Raw genomic sequence first — 17672 nt, 5'->3', positions numbered from 1 at the left:
ATCGCCCTTTGCGCGGAACCTCACCCTGTGCGTTGCGTTAGCAAAACGGGTCCGACATTCACCAAGCTTTCACAAGGCGAACTTATGAGCTTGCGCTTATCCGCCCGTGAACCGATGATGGCAGCATTGGTAAATATGTATATTGTCCGGCCCGCCGGAAGTTTTTTAAAGTTGGAAAGGTTTTTATTGTGACGGAACAATCTCGAAAGATCACGCCGGTTCTTCTTGCTGGTGGGGCGGGATCACGGCTTTGGCCGGTATCGCGCGATCAGTTGCCCAAGCAGTTCCAGCCGCTGGTCGGCAATCTTTCGACCTATCAGCAGACACTGACGCGCGTGGCCGACAAGGCGCTTTATGCCGAGCCGCTGGTGATCACCAACGAGGATTTCCGTTTCTTCGCCCGCCGCCAGGCTGAGGAGATCGATCTTCCGGCGACGGTGGTTCTCGAACCCGCCCGCCGCGACAGTGCCGCCGCCATGGCCGCTGCCGCCGTGCTGGCCGAGCGCCGGGAGCCGGGATGCCTCGTGCTGGCGCTCGCCGCCGACCATGTGGTGCTGGATGCCGACAAATTTTCAGAGTCCGTGAGGCTTGGCGCCAAGGCCGCCGATCAGGGCAATATCGTCGTTTTCGGTCTGGTGCCAACCGAGCCGCGCACCTCTTACGGCTACATCAAGCCTGGTGAAGCAATTGATGGTGAGGCTGACTTGAGCATCGTCGAGGCATTCGTGGAAAAGCCGGACGTGAAGACGGCAATCTCCTATCTGGAGAAGGGGTATCTCTGGAACTCCGGCAACTTCCTGTTCCGTTCCGACGTGATGATTGCCGAACTCAAGGCATTCGCGCCGGAAATTCTTGCGGCAGTAACGAAGTCGGTCGAACAATATGAAAGCGACCTTGGCTTCGTGCGCCTGCATCAGGCGAGCTTCGAAGCCTCTCCGAAAAACTCCATCGACTATGCGGTGATCGAGAAGACCAAGCGCATGGCGGTGGTGCACGGCCATTTCCGCTGGTCGGATATCGGCAGCTGGGACGCGATCTGGGAAATCGCCGACAAGCACGGCAACGACAATGCGCTCGAGGGCGACGGCGTCTTCATCGATTCCGAGGGCTGCCTGATCCATTCCACGCAATTGCTGACGACCGTGGTGGGGGCAAAGGATCTGGTGGTGGTGGCTACCAAGGATGCGGTTCTGGTGGTGCCGAAAAACCGGGTTCAGGACGTGAAGGGCCTGGTGGAGACACTGAAGGATGGCGAACACGCGCCGCGGACGCAAGCGCACAGGCGAGTGTATCGTCCATGGGGTTACATCGAACATATGTATGTGGACGAGCGCTACCGCGTGGGCCACATCACGGTTGATCCTGGCCACCGCATCTCGTTCCAGAAACACTATCACCGCTCGGAGCACTGGATCATCGTCAAGGGCACGGCAACCGTAACGATTGGCGACGAAACCCGGCTGCTGACGGAAAACCAGTCCGTCTATATCCCGATTGGTCAACCGCACCGGCTTGCCAATGAGGGGCAGATTCCGCTCGAGTTGGTCGAAATCCAGACCGGCGCCTATCTTGGCGAAGACGACGTCATCCGCATCGAGGATGATTATAAGAGGCATTAGGACTGCTGCGCGCACCGACGCGGCATTTTATCCCGGCCGGCGAGGCCGGGATGATAAATCCCTGACTTATCTGTCGGCTCGACGGATCAGGAGACAGTTGCATTCACGCAGTGGGCGAAAGCGTGGGAAAGCATCGCTGCTTCCAGCCCGCGACGCCAGAACAGCCACCCGAACATCAGTCCGGGGATAAAATTGCCGAGCATGACACTGACAATCAGCAATGGTTGCGGATGAACGGGAATGGCAAACAGAAAGGGCAGGTGGCCCACGGCAAAAAGGGCCGCTGCGATAAAAATTGCATTCCACAGCATGACCGGTTGGACTTGCCCCTTGCCCACTATTCGCCAGAGCACCCATGCGAATAATGTCATCAAGCCCCATCGGGTCAGCAGCTCCTCCGTTATGCCACCATAGAGAACCCGGGTGACACGTGGGACTTCAAACGCCGCCATTTTTTCCATGGTTGCCGTATCGGTGAAGGCAGGCAGGATCACAGACGAATAAGCGATCATCAGCAGGCCGACGATAAGACCCGTCAGCAAAGCTGCTGGGGCTTGCCTGCGCAAGACTGGCCCGAACCCGGTTCCTTTCAGCCAGGCATCGATCAGCGGAGTGCCGAGCCCGAGTTTGCCGGCAAGCGCTTGACCCGTCGCCACCGCAGCAATGATCAGGACTGCCGGCTGGACGAGCATCACAACCCGTATCGTGAAGGAAAGATCCTGTCCCGCCGCCAGTCGTTCGAACGGTGCGAGCAAAAGCGATAACACGCCCGCCAGACCGATCATCAAAAGAATGTGCCAACGTTTTGCCATCGCTCACCTTATGTTCGCCCGTCCATGCGGGCTTGGCACTCTGTGCGCAGGAACCGACGCCAAAGTCGGAAGACTATGAAGATACTACGTTGCCTGCAGATTACCGGTGCGCAGTCTTTGTCGTGCCATTCGGCATCCTTCCAATTTCCCAATCTTCTTTCTCAACAAAATCTAGCCGTTCGGCACGTTTGTAGCTGCTCGACACAGCGCGGCGAGCTGCGGCGAGATTCATTTTTTAGGCGGTTGCCTAATCAAAAATCTTCGCTTACGTTCCAACTGCAACGTTTCAGTGAGGGAGGAGACTCATGCGAATGCGCTTTATTTCTGCGGCCTTTTTGGCCAGTGTTATGATTCCGGCGGGTGTCGCTGGGGCTACCGATCTTGAAGTTACCCATTGGTGGACATCGGGCGGTGAAGCCGCTGCCGTTGCCGAACTTGCCAAGGCTTTTGATGCCACCGGCAACAAGTGGGTGGACGGCGCTATTGCCGGTTCGGGCGGCACCGCCCGTCCGATCATGATCAGCCGTATCACCGGCGGCGACCCGATGGGTGCCACCCAGTTCAACCATGGCAGACAGGCCGAAGAGCTGGTGCAGGCCGGCCTGATGCGCGACCTGACCGACGTTGCCGAAAAGGGCAAGTGGAAAGACGTCATAAAGCCGGCAAGCCTGCTCGACAGCTGCACCATCGACGGCAAGATCTATTGCGCGCCGGTCAACATCCATTCCTGGCAATGGTTGTGGCTTTCCAACGAAGCGTTCAAGAAAGCGGGCGTCGAAGTTCCCAAGAACTGGACTGAATTTGCTGCCGCAGCACCGGCACTGAAAAAAGCCGGCATCCAGCCGCTCGCGCTCGGCGGTCAGGCATGGCAGGCCAATGGCCTGTTCGACACGTTGACGCTTTCGATCGGCGGCAAGGATCTTTATCAGAAGGTCTATGGCGACAAGGATGCCGAAGCAGCGGCCGGTCCTGACATGGCCAAGATTTTTGCGGCCGCCGTCGAGGCCCGCGACATGGCCAAGGGCACAAATGTTCAGGACTGGAACCAGGCCACCAACATGGTCATAACAGGCAAGGCCGGCGGCCAGATCATGGGCGACTGGGCGCAGGGCGAGTTCCAGCTTGCCAACCAGAAGGCGGGTACGGACTACACTTGCCTGCCGGGTCTCGGCCTTAATGACTATCTCACCACCGGCGGCGACGCCTTTTATTTCCCGCTGCTGAAGGATGAAGCAAAATCCAAGGCGCAGGACGTTCTGGCCGCAACCATCGTCGATCCTAAAACGCAGGTGGCTTTCAACCTTAAGAAGGGCTCGCTGCCGATCCGTGGCGACGTCGACCTCAATGCGGCCAATGACTGCATGAAGAAGGGTCTGGAAATTCTGGCCAAGGGCAATGCGCTGACCAGCACAGACCAGCTGATTTCTGCTGATACGCAGAAGCAGAAAGAAGACCTGATGGCAGAGTTTTTTGCCAGCGCGATGACTGCAGAAGATGCACAGAAGCGCTTCGCCGGCATCATCGGTTCCGCTGACTAACCGCAACCTCTTGTGCGGCGGGTGGCATCCATCCGCCGCAAGCTCCCTGCGGGATGCGTAAACGCGCAAGCCCGGAGGATTGGGGCAAGGTCTTTGAGACCTTGCCTGGCTATCAACGGCAACGTTACAGGAGGGTCATCCATGGCGGGTCTAGCGCGCTCCGGCCGCCCCAACCAGCTTTTCCGCAATCTCAATTCGAAGATTGCTTCCATTCCCATGATATTGACCGCCGTCGTGATTTTTCTCGGCGGAACGGTCTGGACGGTGATTTATTCATTCACCAATTCCAAGCTTCTGCCACGTGCAAGCTTCATCGGTTTCGACCAGTATGAGCGGTTGTGGGCCGCGCCGCGCTGGATCATTTCCATCCAGAATCTGGCGATCTACGGCATTCTGTCGCTGATCTTCAGTCTGGTGATCGGCTTCGTGCTGGCGGCGCTGATGGATCAGAAGATCCGTTTCGAGAACACCTTCCGCACCATCTTCCTTTATCCCTTTGCTCTGTCGTTCATCGTAACCGGCCTTGTCTGGCAATGGCTGTTGAACCCGGAATTCGGCATTCAGTCGGTGGTCCGCTCGATGGGGTGGGAAAGCTTCACCTTCGACCCGCTTTATAATTCCGAGATCGTTATCTACGGCATCCTGATTGCTGCGCTCTGGCAGGGCACGGGGCTCGTCATGTGCCTGATGCTGGCCGGTCTTCGCGGCATAGACGAGGATATCTGGAAGGCGACGCGCGTCGACGGCATTCCGATGTGGAAGACCTATATCCTCATCATCATTCCCATGATGCGGCCGGTCTTCATCACCACGCTTGTCATTATCGCGAGCGGCATCGTCAAGGTGTACGATCTGGTGGTGGCGCAGACCAGTGGCGGACCGGGCATCGCATCCGAAGTGCCGGCGAAATATGTCTACGACTACATGTTCCAGGCGCAGAACCTGGGGCAGGGCTTTGCCGCCTCCACCATGATGCTTCTGACCGTCGCCATTATCGTCATTCCATGGGCGTACCTCGAATTCGGAGGCAAGAAGCGTGGCTAATATCAGCACATTGAACACGGTCGCCGCCGCAACCGATGCGGTTGCCACGGACCTTTCCGGTCCCCGCGGCAAGAAGCCGAAAAAAACGTTTTCCCGCCGCAACATCATTCTCTATGGCACGCTGTTTGTCGCTGCCGCCTACTACCTGCTGCCGCTTTACGTGATGGTCGTCACCTCTCTGAAGGGTATGCCGGAAATACGGCTCGGCAACATTTTCGCGCCACCGGTGGAAATCACCTTCGAACCCTGGGTGAAAGCCTGGGCGAATGCCTGCACCGGGCTGAACTGCGACGGGCTTTCACGCGGCTTCTGGAACTCGGTACGCATCCTCATACCGTCGGTCGTGATCTCGATCATCGTGGCTTCCGTCAGCGGTTACGCCATCGCGAACTGGAAGTTCAAGGGTTCGGAACTGTTCTTCTCGATCCTCATCATCGGCGCCTTCATCCCCTATCAGGTAATGATCTACCCGATCGTCATCGTGCTGCGCGAATTGGGCATTTATGGCACGCTGACCGGCCTCGTGATCGTGCACACGATTTTCGGCATGCCGATCCTGACGCTGCTCTTCCGCAACTATTTCGCGTCGCTGCCGGAGGAATTGTTCAAGGCGGCACGTATTGATGGCGCCAATTTCTGGCAGATCTATTTTCGCATCATGCTGCCCATGTCGCTGCCGATCTTCGTCGTGGCGATGATCCTGCAGGTCACCGGCATCTGGAACGACTTCCTGTTCGGCGTCGTGTTCACGCGGCCGGAATATTACCCGATGACGGTGCAGCTCAATAATATCGTCAACTCCGTGCAGGGCGTGAAGGAATACAACGTCAACATGGCTGCAACCCTTCTCACCGGGGCCGTGCCGTTGATCGTTTATTTCGTCTCCGGCAGGCTTTTCGTCCGTGGCATCGCCGCAGGCGCAGTAAAAGGTTGAGTTATATGAACAAAAGCGTTTCCATTCGCGATCTTTCCCTGTCCTTCGGTGCCGTTACCGTCCTGAAAGACCTCAATCTCGATATTTACGACGGCGAGTTCCTCGTGCTGCTCGGCTCTTCCGGCTGCGGCAAGTCGACACTTCTCAATTGCATTGCGGGCCTTCTGGAGCCAACCGACGGGCAAATCTTCATCAAGGACCGCAACGTTACCTGGGAGGAGCCGAAGGATCGTGGCATCGGCATGGTGTTCCAGTCCTATGCGCTTTATCCGCAGATGACGGTGGAGAAGAACCTCTCCTTCGGCCTTCAGGTCGCCAAGGTTCCGAAAGAGGAAATCGACCGGCGCGTCAAAAGGGCGGCGGGCATATTGCAGATCGAACCACTCCTGAAGCGCAAGCCCGCCGAGCTTTCCGGCGGCCAGCGCCAGCGCGTGGCGATCGGCCGGGCGCTGGTGCGCGATGTGGATGTGTTCCTGTTCGATGAACCGCTTTCCAACCTCGATGCCAAGCTGCGCTCGGAACTGCGCGTCGAGATCAAACGGCTGCACCAGGCGCTGAAAAACACCATGATCTACGTGACACACGATCAGATCGAGGCGCTGACACTGGCTGATCGTATCGCCATCATGAAAAGCGGCGTCATCCAGCAGCTTGCCGATCCCGTCACCATCTACAACAAGCCAAGGAACCTCTTCGTCGCGGGCTTCATCGGTTCGCCCTCGATGAATTTCCTGCGTGGCGAATTGATCGAGAAGGACGGCAAGGTGGTCTTCACCACCAACGGCGTCACCTTCTCACTGGATGGTTATCAGCCGGAGGCGCCGCTTGTCGCCGGTCGTGCCGTGGTTCTCGGTGTGCGTCCCGAACATGTGCGCGTCGATGCCGACATCGTCAGCGGCGAGGTGCATGAGGCGATCGTTGACATCGAGGAGCCGATGGGCGCCGACAATCTGATCTGGCTCAAACATGCCGGTCATACCTTGTCCGTGCGCGTTGGCGGCCACAGGCGGTTTGCGCCGGGCACCCGGGTTCGCCTCGGCCTAGACCTCACCATGGCCTCGCTGTTCGACGCACAGAGCGAAGAGCGGCTTTAGGAAGGGCCCCGTTTTACCCCCAACACCATCCCAAGCACCCACATCTCTATGGAGGAGATAATGACAGAACTCGGTTTCCAGCTTTACAGCGCCCGCAATTTCCAGCCGTTTTCCAATATTTTGAAGAAGCTTTCGGCGGCTGGTTACAAACATGTCGAAGGTTACGGCGCCATGTACGCCTCGCTTGATGACGCTGGGTTGAACAGCCTGCGCTCCGAACTCGATGCCAATGGTCTTGCCATGCCGACCGGCCATTTCGGCCTTGACCTTCTCGAGGGTGATCCGAAAAAGGCTCTAAACATCGCCAAGGTTCTGGGCGTGGAAGCGATTTATTGCCCTTACCTGATGCCCGACCAGCGCCCGGCGGACGCGGCTGGTTGGTTCGCCTTCGGCAAGCGCCTGCAGGAAGCGGGTAAGCCATTCGTGGATGCCGGGCTGACCTTCGGCTGGCACAACCACGATTTCGAGTTCCAGGTGCTCCCGGACGGCTCCACCCCGCAGGAGCAGATTTTTGCCGGCGGACCGGACCTGAAATGGGAAGCGGATATCGCCTGGATTATCAGAGGCAATGCCGATCCGCTCGCCTGGATCGAAAGCTACGGCAAGCGCATTACCGCCGTGCACGTGAAGGACATCGCACCATCAGGCGAAAATGCGGATGAGGACGGCTGGGCGGATGTCGGCCACGGCACGGTGGACTGGAAGGCCCTCGTGGCAGCACTGAGGGCAAAATCCGCCACGAAACATTTCGTGGTCGAACACGACAATCCCAAGGATATCGATCGGCTGATCACTCGCTCCATCGCATCCTTCAAAACCTATTGAGCATCAATCCGGAGTTTTCATCATGCAAAGGGAACTGGGCGTCGGCATCATCGGGTGCGGCAACATCTCGTCTGCTTACTTTTCGCTGGCACCGCTCTTCAAGGGCATCAAGGTGCTGGCCTGCGCCGACCTTAACCGCAATGCGGCGGAACTGAGGGCAGAAGAATTTGGTGTCACGGCGCAGTCGATCGAGGAACTCCTCGCCAACAAGGACATCGACGTGGTGGTGAACCTCACCATTCCCGCCGCGCATTTTCCCGTGTCGAAAGCGGCACTCGAGGCGGGTAAACACGTCTATTCGGAAAAGCCGCTGGTGCTTTCGCTGGAGGAAGGCGAGGAGTTGCGGCGCATCGCCCGCGAGAAGAACCTTTCCGTTGGCTGCGCGCCTGATACTTTCCTTGGCGGCGCGCATCAGCTTGCCCGGCAATATATCGACGAGGGCAAGGTCGGGCGCATCACCTCCGGCACCTGCCATGTGATGAGCCCCGGCATGGAGATGTGGCACCCCAATCCGGGCTTCTTCTTCCTGAAGGGGGGCGGGCCGATCCTCGATCTTGGCCCCTATTATGTGGCGAACCTCATCAACCTCATCGGCCCGGTCAAGCGCGTTGGCGCACTGACATCAATGGCCAACCCCACCCGAACGGTGACCAGCCAGCCGCTGAACGGCGAGATCATCCCGGTAGAAACGCCTACCAACATCCATGCGCTTCTGGAATTCGTGAACGGAGCAACGATCACACTTTCGGCCAGCTGGGATGTGTGGTCGCATCGCCACGCCAATATGGAACTTTACGGTACGGAAGGATCGATCTACGTGCCGGACCCCAACTTCTTCGGCGGTGTGGTGGAGGCGAGCGGACGCGACAAAAATATCCAGCCGCTGGAAGACTGGGCGCATCCCTTCGGCATTGCCAACCAGGAAAGCCCGAATGGCCCGCGCGCCAACTATCGCACGGCAGGCTTGGCCGATATGGCGATTGCTATCCTTGAAGGCCGCGATGCCCGCTGCTCGCTGGATCGCTCCCTGCACGGTATCGACGTGATGACCTCCATCCTCAAATCCGGGGAAGAAGGCCGCTTCATCGAGATGACCACAACCTGCACGCAGCCGGCAGCACTCGGCATCGAGGAGGCGCAGGCGCTGCTGCGCTGAGCCCGGTTTATCGAAAAAAAGAGCCCGGCGCACTGCCGTTTTGCCGGGCTCCTTCCGCTCCGCCGCATCATGGGCGAGCTTCGTGTCTCAAAAGCCAATGAAAAAACCAAGCCATCGTGCGACGGTCGTGACCATCCAGATCAGGAAAACGAACGGGGCGATCCCTATCGTGGCGACGAGCGTCGCGGAGGCTATGAAAAGTAAGACTGCGAGATTGCGCCTGAGCCCTGGGCGTCTGTTGCCGAGTGCCTTATCCATGACGCACGGTGGCCATCAGCCCACGAATGGTAAGGGTGACATAAAGCGTGCCTGCCAACGCCATCAAAATGCCGGAGCCGATGGAGCTGAGATCGCTTAGCGAAAAGAGGAACATAGAACCGGCCGCCATCGGCAACATCCTTCAAGAACTGCAACGTTCAGTCCGTTCTAGATCAAGCCGGTTTCCCGCTTATGTCGCGATTGTTTCGTCTTGTTGCTGCGGCGGGGCAATTTCGTGGATTGCGCGGAATTTCCGCTATTTCCGCAAAGCCCTTCACAATCGCTTCGCTTTGGTTTAAAGCCGCCCCCGTAATCCGGTCGCAGCCCACCCGGTCAAAACAAGGGATCCCAACGTATGAAAACCATCGTCATCTGCTCCGGCGGATTGGACTCCGTTTCGCTTGCGCACAAAATCGCGGCGGAACATGAACTTCTCGCTCTTGTCTCCTTCGATTACGGCCAGCGCCACAAGAAGGAGCTGGATTTCGCAGCCGACTGCGCAAAGCGTCTCGGCGTGCCACATCATCTCATCGACATCACAACCATCGGCGCGCACCTCACCGGTTCCGCGCTAACGGACGATATCGATGTGCCGGACGGACATTATGCGGAAGAGACCATGCGCTCCACGGTGGTCCCGAACCGCAACGCCATCATGCTGACCATCGCCTTCGGCCTTGCCGCCGCCCAGCAGGCGGATGCGGTGGCGATCGCCGTGCATGGTGGGGACCATTTCATCTATCCCGATTGCCGGCCGGGCTTCATCGACAGCTTTAATGCCATGCAGGCGCATGCGCTGGAAGGCTACGCAGACGTCACCTTGTTTGCGCCCTATGTCACCGTCTCCAAAGCGGCGATTGTGACTGACGCGGTGAAATACGGCACCCCATTTGGCGAAACCTGGTCCTGTTACAAGGGCGGCTCTCGCCATTGTGGCCGTTGCGGCACCTGCGTGGAGCGGCGCGAGGCCTTCCATCTGGCAGGTGTTACCGATCCGACGGACTATGAGGACCCGGATTTCTGGGTGGCGGCCACTCATGCTTATGCGGCACAGGAGGTGCGTTGATGTTTCGCATCACCAAGGAGTTCCATTTCTCTGCCTCTCACCAGCTGAAAAGCCTGCCCGCCGACCATCAGTGCGCCCGCCTGCACGGGCATAATTACATCGTTGAGGTCGAACTATCAGGCGAAGAGCTGAACGAGCACGGTTTCGTGCGTGATTACCACGAACTCGCGCCGCTGAAGCGCTACATCGACGATCATTTCGATCATCGCCACCTGAACGACGTTCTCGGCCATGACCGGGTCACCGCGGAATGTCTGGCGAAGCACTTTTACGATTGGTGCAAGACGAGCCTGCCGGAAACCAGCGCCGTGCGAGTGAGCGAAACCGCCAAGACCTGGGCGGAATACCGGCCATGACGGCGGTTGCACAGAAAGTTGCAGCGAAGGAAACAGCGATCCGCATCAGCGAAATCTTCGGCCCGACCATTCAGGGCGAGGGTTTGCTGATTGGTCTGCCTACCGTTTTCGTTCGCACTGGTGGCTGCGATTACCGCTGCTCCTGGTGCGATACGCTGCATGCCGTCGACAGCGAGTATCGCGACACATGGAAACCGATGTCCGTCGAGGCGATCTGGCAGGAGGTGCGACGGCTTTCCGGCAGTGTGCCGCTGACGGTGTCGCTTTCGGGCGGCAATCCCGCCATCCAGCCCCTTGGGCAACTAATCGCGAAGGGGCAGGGCGAGGGCTATAGGTTCGCGCTGGAAACGCAGGGCAGCATCGCAAAAGACTGGTTTGGCGATCTCGATCATCTGGTGCTGAGCCCGAAGCCACCATCGAGCGGCATGGAAACCGACTGGCGGGCCTTTGAAGACTGTCTTGCCGCCGCCGGCGATGGACCGCAGGTGGCGCTGAAGATCGTGGTGTTTGACGATGCGGACTATGCTTATGCCAAGGCTGCATCAGCCCGTTTCCCGCATTTGCCGATTTACCTCCAGCCCGGCAACCACACCCCGCCGCCGCCGGATGACGACGACGCGCGTGTGGATATCGATGGAATCATGGATCGCATGTTGTGGCTGGTGGACAAGGTCAGCGAAGACCGTTGGTTTTCCGCCCGGGTGCTGCCGCAGCTGCATGTGCTCTTGTGGGGGAATAGGCGAGGCGTTTGAGGTAGTACCTCCGTCATGCAGCGCTAGATTCGGGGTGACGGGAGATAATAGTACACGCTGCAGTATTGGAAGCGGCGGCTTACGCCGCCGCGCCCTTGCAATTCAAGCCGAGACGGCCAGCTCCCGCCGTTCGCGGTCGGCGATGATCGAGAGATCAAGCACCTTCTGCAAATTCGCCGCGTGGCGGAAGTCCGGATCAGCAATGCCACCTTCCATGACGGCCTTGGCGAATTTTTCGTAATTCGTCGGCACCGGGTCGACATCGATTGTCTTCCAGATCGCCTTTTCCACATCGTCGCCGATGCAGGCTCGCAGGCTGGAATAGTCAGGCGTGTGGATCACCTCCAGCGCACCCTTGTCGCCGTGGATGCGCAGGCGCAGTTCGTTGAGATGGCCCGTTGCCCAGCGGCTGGCGTGAATGACGCCCATGGCGCCGTTTTCCAACTCGGCGGTCATGGTGAAGCTGTCATTGGCGTCGAGATCGTAGGCGCCGATCTTGTTGCCTTCATATTTGTCGAAGGTCTTCAGGCGCGTGAAGATGCGCTCCACATCGCTGCCCGCGCCATAGGAGGCGAAGTCGAGAATGTGGATGCCGACATCACCCAGAACACCGTTTGAGCCGTGCTTGGTGGAAAGCCGCCACAGCCACTTGCTCTCCGTCATCCAGTCGCCCCAGGCCTTGGAAACGAGCCAGCTCTGGAGATAGGAGGCTTCCAGATGGCGCACCTTGCCGATCTTGCCAGCCAGCACCATTTCGCGTGCCGCCTGCAAGGGGGCGACATTGCGATAGGTGAGGTTGACCATGGCAACAAGGCCCGCTTTTTCTGCGGCATCGGCCATTTCGGCGGCCTTGGCGTAGTTTTCCGCCAGCGGCTTTTCGCAGAAAACATGTTTGCCCGCCGCCAGAAGCTTAAGGCTGGTTGGGTGGTGGATGGCATCCGGCGTGACGTTTGCCGCCGCGTCGAACTCGCCCCAGGCAATCGCGTCATCCAGCGAGGTAAAGGAGAGTGGAATGTTGTGGCGAAGCGCAAAGCCCCGCACAACCACATCATCCACATCCACCGCAGCCACCAGTTCGACGCCGGGGATTTGCGAGAAATATGTGGCATGGTTGTTGGCCATGCCGCCGGTTCCGAGAATGAGAAGTCTCATGGCTGTTTACCTGTAACCTGCTTCGCCTGCCTTGTGCAGCTTGGGGCCGCGTTCTTCGATAGGCTCCAGCGCCTTGTCGACGGGAACGTTGGGGGCGTCATGAATGCTTTTCAGTGCGCCGACCGGATTATAGGCCCATTTCACCGAATTGCTGATGACCTTCTGTACATTGGCGTCGTGATAGGTCGGATAAGTTTCGTGACCGGGGCGGAAATAGAAGATGTTGCCTGCGCCACGGCGCCAGGTGAGGCCAGAACGGAAGACTTCGCCGCCCTGGAACCAGGAGATGAACACGGTTTCCAGCGGCTCCGGCACGGAGAACTGCTCGCCATACATCTCTTCGTTTTCCAGCTCGAAATGCTCGGGCAGGCCGGCTGCAATCGGGTGACGCGGATTGATCGTCCACAGGCGTTCGCGTTCGCCCGCCTCACGCCATTTAAGCGCGCAGGGCGTACCCATCAGTCGCTTGAAAGGCTTGGAGAAGTGGCCGGAATGGAGGACGATGAGGCCCATGCCTTCCCAGACACGCTTGGCAACGCGCTCGACGATCTCATCCTGAACCGCACCGTGGTCCTTGTGGCCCCACCAGACCAGAACGTCGGTCTTGTCCAGACGCTCCTGCGAAAGACCGTGTTCCGGTTCCTGAAGCGTGGCGGTGGTGGCGCTGATCTCAGGGTTGGTATTCAGCGCATCGGCAATGGTGTTGTGCATACCATCGGGGTAGATCGAACGCACCGTCTCGTTGATGTGTTCGTGGATATTTTCGCCCCATACAACGGTGTTGATGGTCATTTTCTTGCTCCTTGGTGAAAGCCGGAAGCTTGGGTGATCCGGCGAAAGTTAACTGTTCAGGCGGCGCCGCGCACGGGATTGCGGGCAAGGGTCTGGCCCTGCGCGTCGAAGCGGTGGATCTGCGCCGCATCCGGCACGAGAACGATTTTTTCTCCCGGCTTGCGGTCGGTCACGCCTTCCTCACGAACGACGATGGGTTCGCCAGCACCAATCTCGACATAGATGTAGCTGTCCGATCCCAGCATTTCCGAATGGATGATTTCGCCGTTCCAGCCGGTCTCACCGGCACCGATCGCAAGGTGTTCGGGGCGGATGCCGATGGTGGCGGCACCTTCGACTTCCGCATATTTGCCGGCAAGGAAGTTCATCTTCGGCGAGCCGATGAAGCCGGCAACGAAGGTGTTGACCGGGCTTTCGTAAAGCTCGAGCGGCGTGCCGATCTGTTCGACGCGGCCATCGCGCAGAACGCAGATGCGGTCGGCGAGCGTCATGGCTTCCACCTGGTCGTGGGTGACGTAGATCATCGTCGTGTCATGCATCTCCCGGTGCAGCTTGGCGATTTCGAGACGGGTTGCGACGCGCAGCGCCGCATCGAGGTTGGAGAGCGGTTCGTCGAACAGGAACACCTTCGGATCACGCACGATGGCACGGCCGATGGCGACACGCTGGCGCTGGCCGCCGGAAAGCTGCTTCGGCAGACGTTCCAGATAGGGCGTGAGCTGCAGCATTTCCGCTGCCGCCTCTACACGCTTGCGGCGCTGCTCCTTGTCGGCGCCTGAGAGTTTCATGCCGAAGGCCATGTTTTCGAATACGGTCATATGCGGATAAAGCGCATAGGACTGGAAGACCATGGCGACGCCACGCTTGGCGGGTGGCAGGCGGTTGACGGCTTCTCCGTCAAAGGAGAGCGTGCCGCCAGTGATTTCCTCGAGCCCGCAGATGAGGCGTAGCAGCGTGGACTTGCCGCAACCGGAAGGGCCGACGAAAACCATGAACTCGCCGGAGCGGATGTCCATGTCGATGCCCTTGATGACATCGAAGGCGCCGAAGGATTTGCGAAGATTGCGCAGTTGAATGGTGGTCATAAGTTTTCTCCTAGCCTTTGACGCCGCCGGCGGTGAGGCCGGAAATGATGCGTCGCTGGAAGATAAGAACGAGGACGACGAGCGGGGCGGTGACGATGACGGAGGCCGCCATGATCGTTCCCCAGGGGATTTCAAACTGCGAACCGCCCGAAAGAAGTGCGATGGCGACGGGCACCGTGCGCTGTTCGTTCGATGAGGTGAAGGTGAGCGCGAAGAGGAACTCGTTCCACGCCGCAATGAAGGCGAGGAGCCCTGTGGTGACGAGCGCCGGCCACATCAGCGGCATGAAGACCTGGGTGATGATGACCCATGGCGTTGCGCCATCGACGATTGCCGCTTCCTCGATTTCGATCGGCAGGTCGCGCATGAATGTCGTCAGCACCCAGACAGTGAAGGGCAGAGTGAAGATCATGTAGGAAAAGATCAGCGCGAGCGGCGTGTTGAAGATGCCAGCCCAGCGGATGAGTTCGAACAGGCCGGCGAGAACGGCGATCTGTGGAAACATCGAGACCGAGAGGATGGTGAGCAGAAGCAGCGAGCGGCCCCGGAAACGGACACGGGCCAGGGCATAGGACGCCGTTACCGCAAGGAACAGCGACAGTACGACGACTGAAGATGCAACGAACAGCGAATTGCCGAGATTGCGCAGGAACGTGCCGTTGCCGATGACGAAGTTGTAATTGGTCAGCGAGAATTCACGCGGCCAGTAGTTCACCTGGAACAGCGCTGAGCCGGATTTCAGGCTGGTCAGTATCGCGTAATAGAACGGGAATACCGAAATCACCATGATGACGGCGACCAGCGCATAAAAGGCGGTGGTTTTCAGGATGCTTGGCAGGGTCATCGCGAAGCTCCATCTGTGTTGACGCGCCCGAGCCACATATAAACGACTGTTATCGAGGCGATGATGAGGAACAGCATGGTGGAAGCGGCTGCGCCATAGGCGAACTTGTCGAAATCGAACAGGTTCTCACGCGCCAGCACCGACATCGTGCGGGTCTGGGCGTTATTCGGCGTCAGAATGTAGATGAGGTCGAAGACGCGCATCGCATCCAGCATACGGAAGATGACGGCAACCATGAGCGCTGGCCGGATCATTGGCAGGGTGACGCGGAAGAACACCTTGACGGGGTGGATACCGTCCACCTTCGCCGCCTCATACATGTCTTTCGGCACCATTTGCAGGCCGGCGAGAATGAGCAACGCCATGAAGGGCGTCGTCTTCCAGATATCGACAATAAGAACGGCGACCATTGCGGTGTCCGGATTGGCGGTCCATGCGATCTTGTGGGAGATCAGCCCGAGATTGAGGAACAGGTCGTTCAAGATACCGAACTGGTCGTTCAGCATCCACGCCCACATCTGCGCCGAAACGATGGTGGGAATGGCCCATGGAACGAGGATGGCGGCGCGCACGAGGCCGCGTCCCTTGAATTCCGCGTTCAGCACCAGCGCAACGATAAGGCCGAGAACGGTTTCGAAGCTGACCGAAAGGATGGTGAATTTCAGCGTGTTCAGAACCGCGCCCCACCAGGCGGGATCAGCCAACAGGCCGCGATAGATGGTGCGGCCGCTGCTGAGCGTGATCCAGGTGAGGTAGTTCTTGAAGCCAACGAATTGTGCGCCGTCGAGATTGGTCAGCGACGCGTCGGTGAGGCTGAACCAGACGGTGCGCACCAGCGGCCAGCCGGCCACCATCGCAAGTACCAGAAACGTGGGGGCTAGGAACAGCCATGCGGATTTCAGGCGTTCCGACTGAAGATCGGAGCCGGTGCCGGATGCCGCGGCCGGTCTTTGAAGGGCGGTATCGTTCATTGGGATATCTCGCAGTTGGGGTGTGGGAAACGCTCAGGCGAGACCGCTTCCCACACGGGCCGGATTACCAGCCGTTGCCTTTGAGATCGGTCAATTCGACTTCAAGGAGCTCAAGGTTTTCCGCCGCCGTGCCGTTGCCGGAGAGCGTGTTGTGCACGGCACCCCAGAATTTGGCCGAAACCTCGTTGTATTTCACCTTCGCCGAGGCAGAGGGGCGTGGAACGGCGGTCTGGAAAATCGGCTTCCATGTCGGCATGAAAGGCTGTGCGTCCGCGACATCCTTGTCGTCGTAAAGCGAGGCGATCGTGGGCATGTTGGAAAGCTGGATCGCACGCATCTTCTGGGTATCCTTTGATGCGAGGAACTTCACAAGTTGGATGGCAGCTTCCTGATCGTCGGAATATTTCGAAACGGCGAGGTTCCAGCCGCCGAGCGTTGAGGCGGGTGCCGCACCCTCTTCACCGGCCGGCAACGGCGTGACGCCGAATTTGCCCTTGATGGCGCTGTCGGCACCGTTTCCAAGCGCATAGGCATAGGGCCAGTTGCGCATGAAGACGGAATTGCCGGTCTGCCAGACGCCGCGTGCTTCCTCTTCCTTGTAGGCAAGGACGCCCTGCGGCGCGATGGTGCCGACCCAGCCCTTGGCGGCTTCAATCGCGGCTGCGGCTTTCTCGTTGTTGATGGAGATGTCGCCGTTGGTCTCAACGATATGGCCGCCACCGGCGGACGCAATCCATTCCAGAGCGTTGCAGGTCAGGCCCTCATAGGCGCTGCCCTGGAAGACAAAGCCCCACAGGTCTTTCTGCCCGGCTGTGCGCTCCTTGTCCTGAATTTCCTTGGCGGTCTCGCCCAGTTCCTTCCAGGTTTTCGGCGGCTGCTTGCCGTATTTTTCCAGAAGGTCCTTGCGGTAGAATAGAGCGGGCGCGTCGGTGAACATCGGCATGGCGACAAGCTTGCCGTCCACGGTCTGCGACGCCACGATGGAGGGGAAATGATCGCCAATGACATCCTTCGTCGCTTCGGTCAGATCCACGAATTGGTCGGAGAGCTGCGGCGCCCAGATCACGTCCGTCTGGTAGACGTCGACATCCTTGTTACCCGCGGCAAGCCATAGCCTGTACTGGCTGAACTGCTCACTGGACGATGACGGCATGGTGACGAGATTGACCTTGTGGCCGGTCTCTTTTTCGAAGGCGGCGATCCGCTCCTTGAAAAATGCAATGTTCTTGCCGGTCGAGTTGGCGGCGATGGAAAGTTCGGCCGCCTGCGCGGAAACTGCCGCAGACAGCACGCTGCCACACAGCAACAAAGCCTTCATGGAAATATTCATTGTCAAACTCCTCCGTTGACGCTTCCAATCATCCTCAAAATTGA

General features: G+C 58.8%; 18 protein-coding genes. 10 read left to right on the top strand and 8 right to left on the bottom strand.

Annotated elements, in window-relative coordinates; all coding sequences use genetic code 11:
* Positions 1-188: 188 nt before the first annotated feature.
* A complete protein-coding gene (locus J5276_RS17310) occupies positions 189-1619 on the top strand; it encodes a mannose-1-phosphate guanylyltransferase/mannose-6-phosphate isomerase (RefSeq protein ID WP_111789776.1) in 1431 nt (476 codons plus the stop codon).
* Between the two features lie 86 nt (positions 1620-1705).
* Here the strand turns inward: J5276_RS17310 and J5276_RS17305 are convergent, their stop codons facing one another.
* Positions 1706-2431 (bottom strand): type II CAAX prenyl endopeptidase Rce1 family protein, encoded by a 726-nt coding sequence (locus tag J5276_RS17305; RefSeq protein ID WP_065704079.1) that lies wholly within the window; start codon positions 2429-2431, stop codon positions 1706-1708.
* 305 nt (positions 2432-2736) lie between these two features.
* Here J5276_RS17305 and J5276_RS17300 point away from each other — a divergent pair, with 305 nt between their 5' ends.
* From J5276_RS17300 to J5276_RS17275, 6 genes are all read left to right on the top strand, one after another.
* Positions 2737-3969, top strand: coding sequence for an ABC transporter substrate-binding protein (locus J5276_RS17300; protein WP_026330684.1), 1233 nt, complete (start codon positions 2737-2739; stop codon positions 3967-3969).
* Positions 3970-4110: 141 nt separating this feature from the next.
* Positions 4111-5013: a carbohydrate ABC transporter permease gene (locus J5276_RS17295; RefSeq protein ID WP_003510951.1), complete on the top strand. Its 903-nt coding sequence runs from the start codon at positions 4111-4113 to the stop codon at positions 5011-5013.
* On the top strand, positions 5006-5947 hold the full coding sequence (locus J5276_RS17290; RefSeq protein WP_003510950.1) for a carbohydrate ABC transporter permease: 942 nt from the start codon (positions 5006-5008) through the stop codon (positions 5945-5947). The genes J5276_RS17295 and J5276_RS17290 overlap by 8 nt, the downstream gene beginning before the upstream one ends.
* A gap of 5 nt (positions 5948-5952) precedes the next feature.
* Positions 5953-7041: an ABC transporter ATP-binding protein gene (locus J5276_RS17285; protein WP_003510949.1), complete on the top strand. Its 1089-nt coding sequence runs from the start codon at positions 5953-5955 to the stop codon at positions 7039-7041.
* Between the two features lie 60 nt (positions 7042-7101).
* Positions 7102-7866 (top strand): sugar phosphate isomerase/epimerase, encoded by a 765-nt coding sequence (locus J5276_RS17280; protein WP_065704077.1) that lies wholly within the window; start codon positions 7102-7104, stop codon positions 7864-7866.
* Positions 7867-7888: 22 nt separating this feature from the next.
* Entirely contained in the window at positions 7889-9022 is a 1134-nt protein-coding gene (locus J5276_RS17275; protein WP_003510945.1) for a Gfo/Idh/MocA family protein, read from the top strand.
* A gap of 250 nt (positions 9023-9272) precedes the next feature.
* Here J5276_RS17275 and J5276_RS17270 read toward each other — a convergent pair whose 3' ends face one another.
* Complete coding sequence (locus J5276_RS17270) at positions 9273-9410, bottom strand: hypothetical protein (protein ID WP_003510942.1); 138 nt, start codon at positions 9408-9410, stop codon at positions 9273-9275.
* A 225-nt stretch (positions 9411-9635) separates the two neighbouring features.
* Between J5276_RS17270 and queC the strand changes: the two genes are divergently transcribed.
* Genes queC through queE form a run of 3 tightly spaced genes read left to right on the top strand, consistent with a single transcriptional unit; the run spans position 9636 to position 11454 of the window.
* On the top strand, positions 9636-10346 hold the full coding sequence (queC, locus tag J5276_RS17265; RefSeq protein ID WP_003510940.1) for a 7-cyano-7-deazaguanine synthase QueC: 711 nt from the start codon (positions 9636-9638) through the stop codon (positions 10344-10346).
* Positions 10346-10702 carry a 6-carboxytetrahydropterin synthase QueD gene (gene queD / locus J5276_RS17260; protein ID WP_003510937.1) on the top strand — a complete coding sequence of 119 codons (357 nt, stop codon included), beginning with the start codon at positions 10346-10348 and terminating at the stop codon, positions 10700-10702. The genes queC and queD overlap by 1 nt, the downstream gene beginning before the upstream one ends.
* Positions 10699-11454 (top strand): 7-carboxy-7-deazaguanine synthase QueE, encoded by a 756-nt coding sequence (queE, locus tag J5276_RS17255; RefSeq protein WP_003510936.1) that lies wholly within the window; start codon positions 10699-10701, stop codon positions 11452-11454. Before queD ends, queE begins: the two co-directional genes overlap by 4 nt.
* Positions 11455-11556: 102 nt before the next feature.
* Here queE and J5276_RS17250 read toward each other — a convergent pair whose 3' ends face one another.
* The 6 genes from J5276_RS17250 to J5276_RS17225 form a co-directional block, all read right to left on the bottom strand.
* Entirely contained in the window at positions 11557-12606 is a 1050-nt protein-coding gene (locus J5276_RS17250; protein ID WP_003510934.1) for a Gfo/Idh/MocA family protein, read from the bottom strand.
* A 6-nt stretch (positions 12607-12612) separates the two neighbouring features.
* Complete coding sequence (locus J5276_RS17245; protein ID WP_003510932.1) at positions 12613-13398, bottom strand: ThuA domain-containing protein; 786 nt, start codon at positions 13396-13398, stop codon at positions 12613-12615.
* 56 nt (positions 13399-13454) lie between these two features.
* A complete protein-coding gene (locus tag J5276_RS17240) occupies positions 13455-14483 on the bottom strand; it encodes an ABC transporter ATP-binding protein (RefSeq protein ID WP_209159628.1) in 1029 nt (342 codons plus the stop codon).
* A 10-nt stretch (positions 14484-14493) separates the two neighbouring features.
* Positions 14494-15327, bottom strand: coding sequence for a carbohydrate ABC transporter permease (locus J5276_RS17235; RefSeq protein ID WP_003510927.1), 834 nt, complete (start codon positions 15325-15327; stop codon positions 14494-14496).
* The gene (locus tag J5276_RS17230) at positions 15324-16298 is read right to left on the bottom strand and encodes a carbohydrate ABC transporter permease (RefSeq protein ID WP_003510926.1); all 975 of its coding nucleotides are present in this window, start codon (positions 16296-16298) and stop codon (positions 15324-15326) included. The genes J5276_RS17235 and J5276_RS17230 overlap by 4 nt, the downstream gene beginning before the upstream one ends.
* 64 nt (positions 16299-16362) lie before the next feature.
* Positions 16363-17628, bottom strand: coding sequence for an ABC transporter substrate-binding protein (locus J5276_RS17225; protein WP_065704075.1), 1266 nt, complete (start codon positions 17626-17628; stop codon positions 16363-16365).
* Between the last annotated feature and the right edge of the window lie 44 nt (positions 17629-17672).

The organism is Agrobacterium sp. S7/73, from assembly GCF_019355535.1.
Classification (GTDB): Bacteria; Pseudomonadota; Alphaproteobacteria; order Rhizobiales; family Rhizobiaceae; genus Agrobacterium; species Agrobacterium tumefaciens.
The sequence above is the reverse complement of the archived record's forward strand: the minus strand, read 5'-3'. Positions and strand labels throughout refer to the sequence as shown.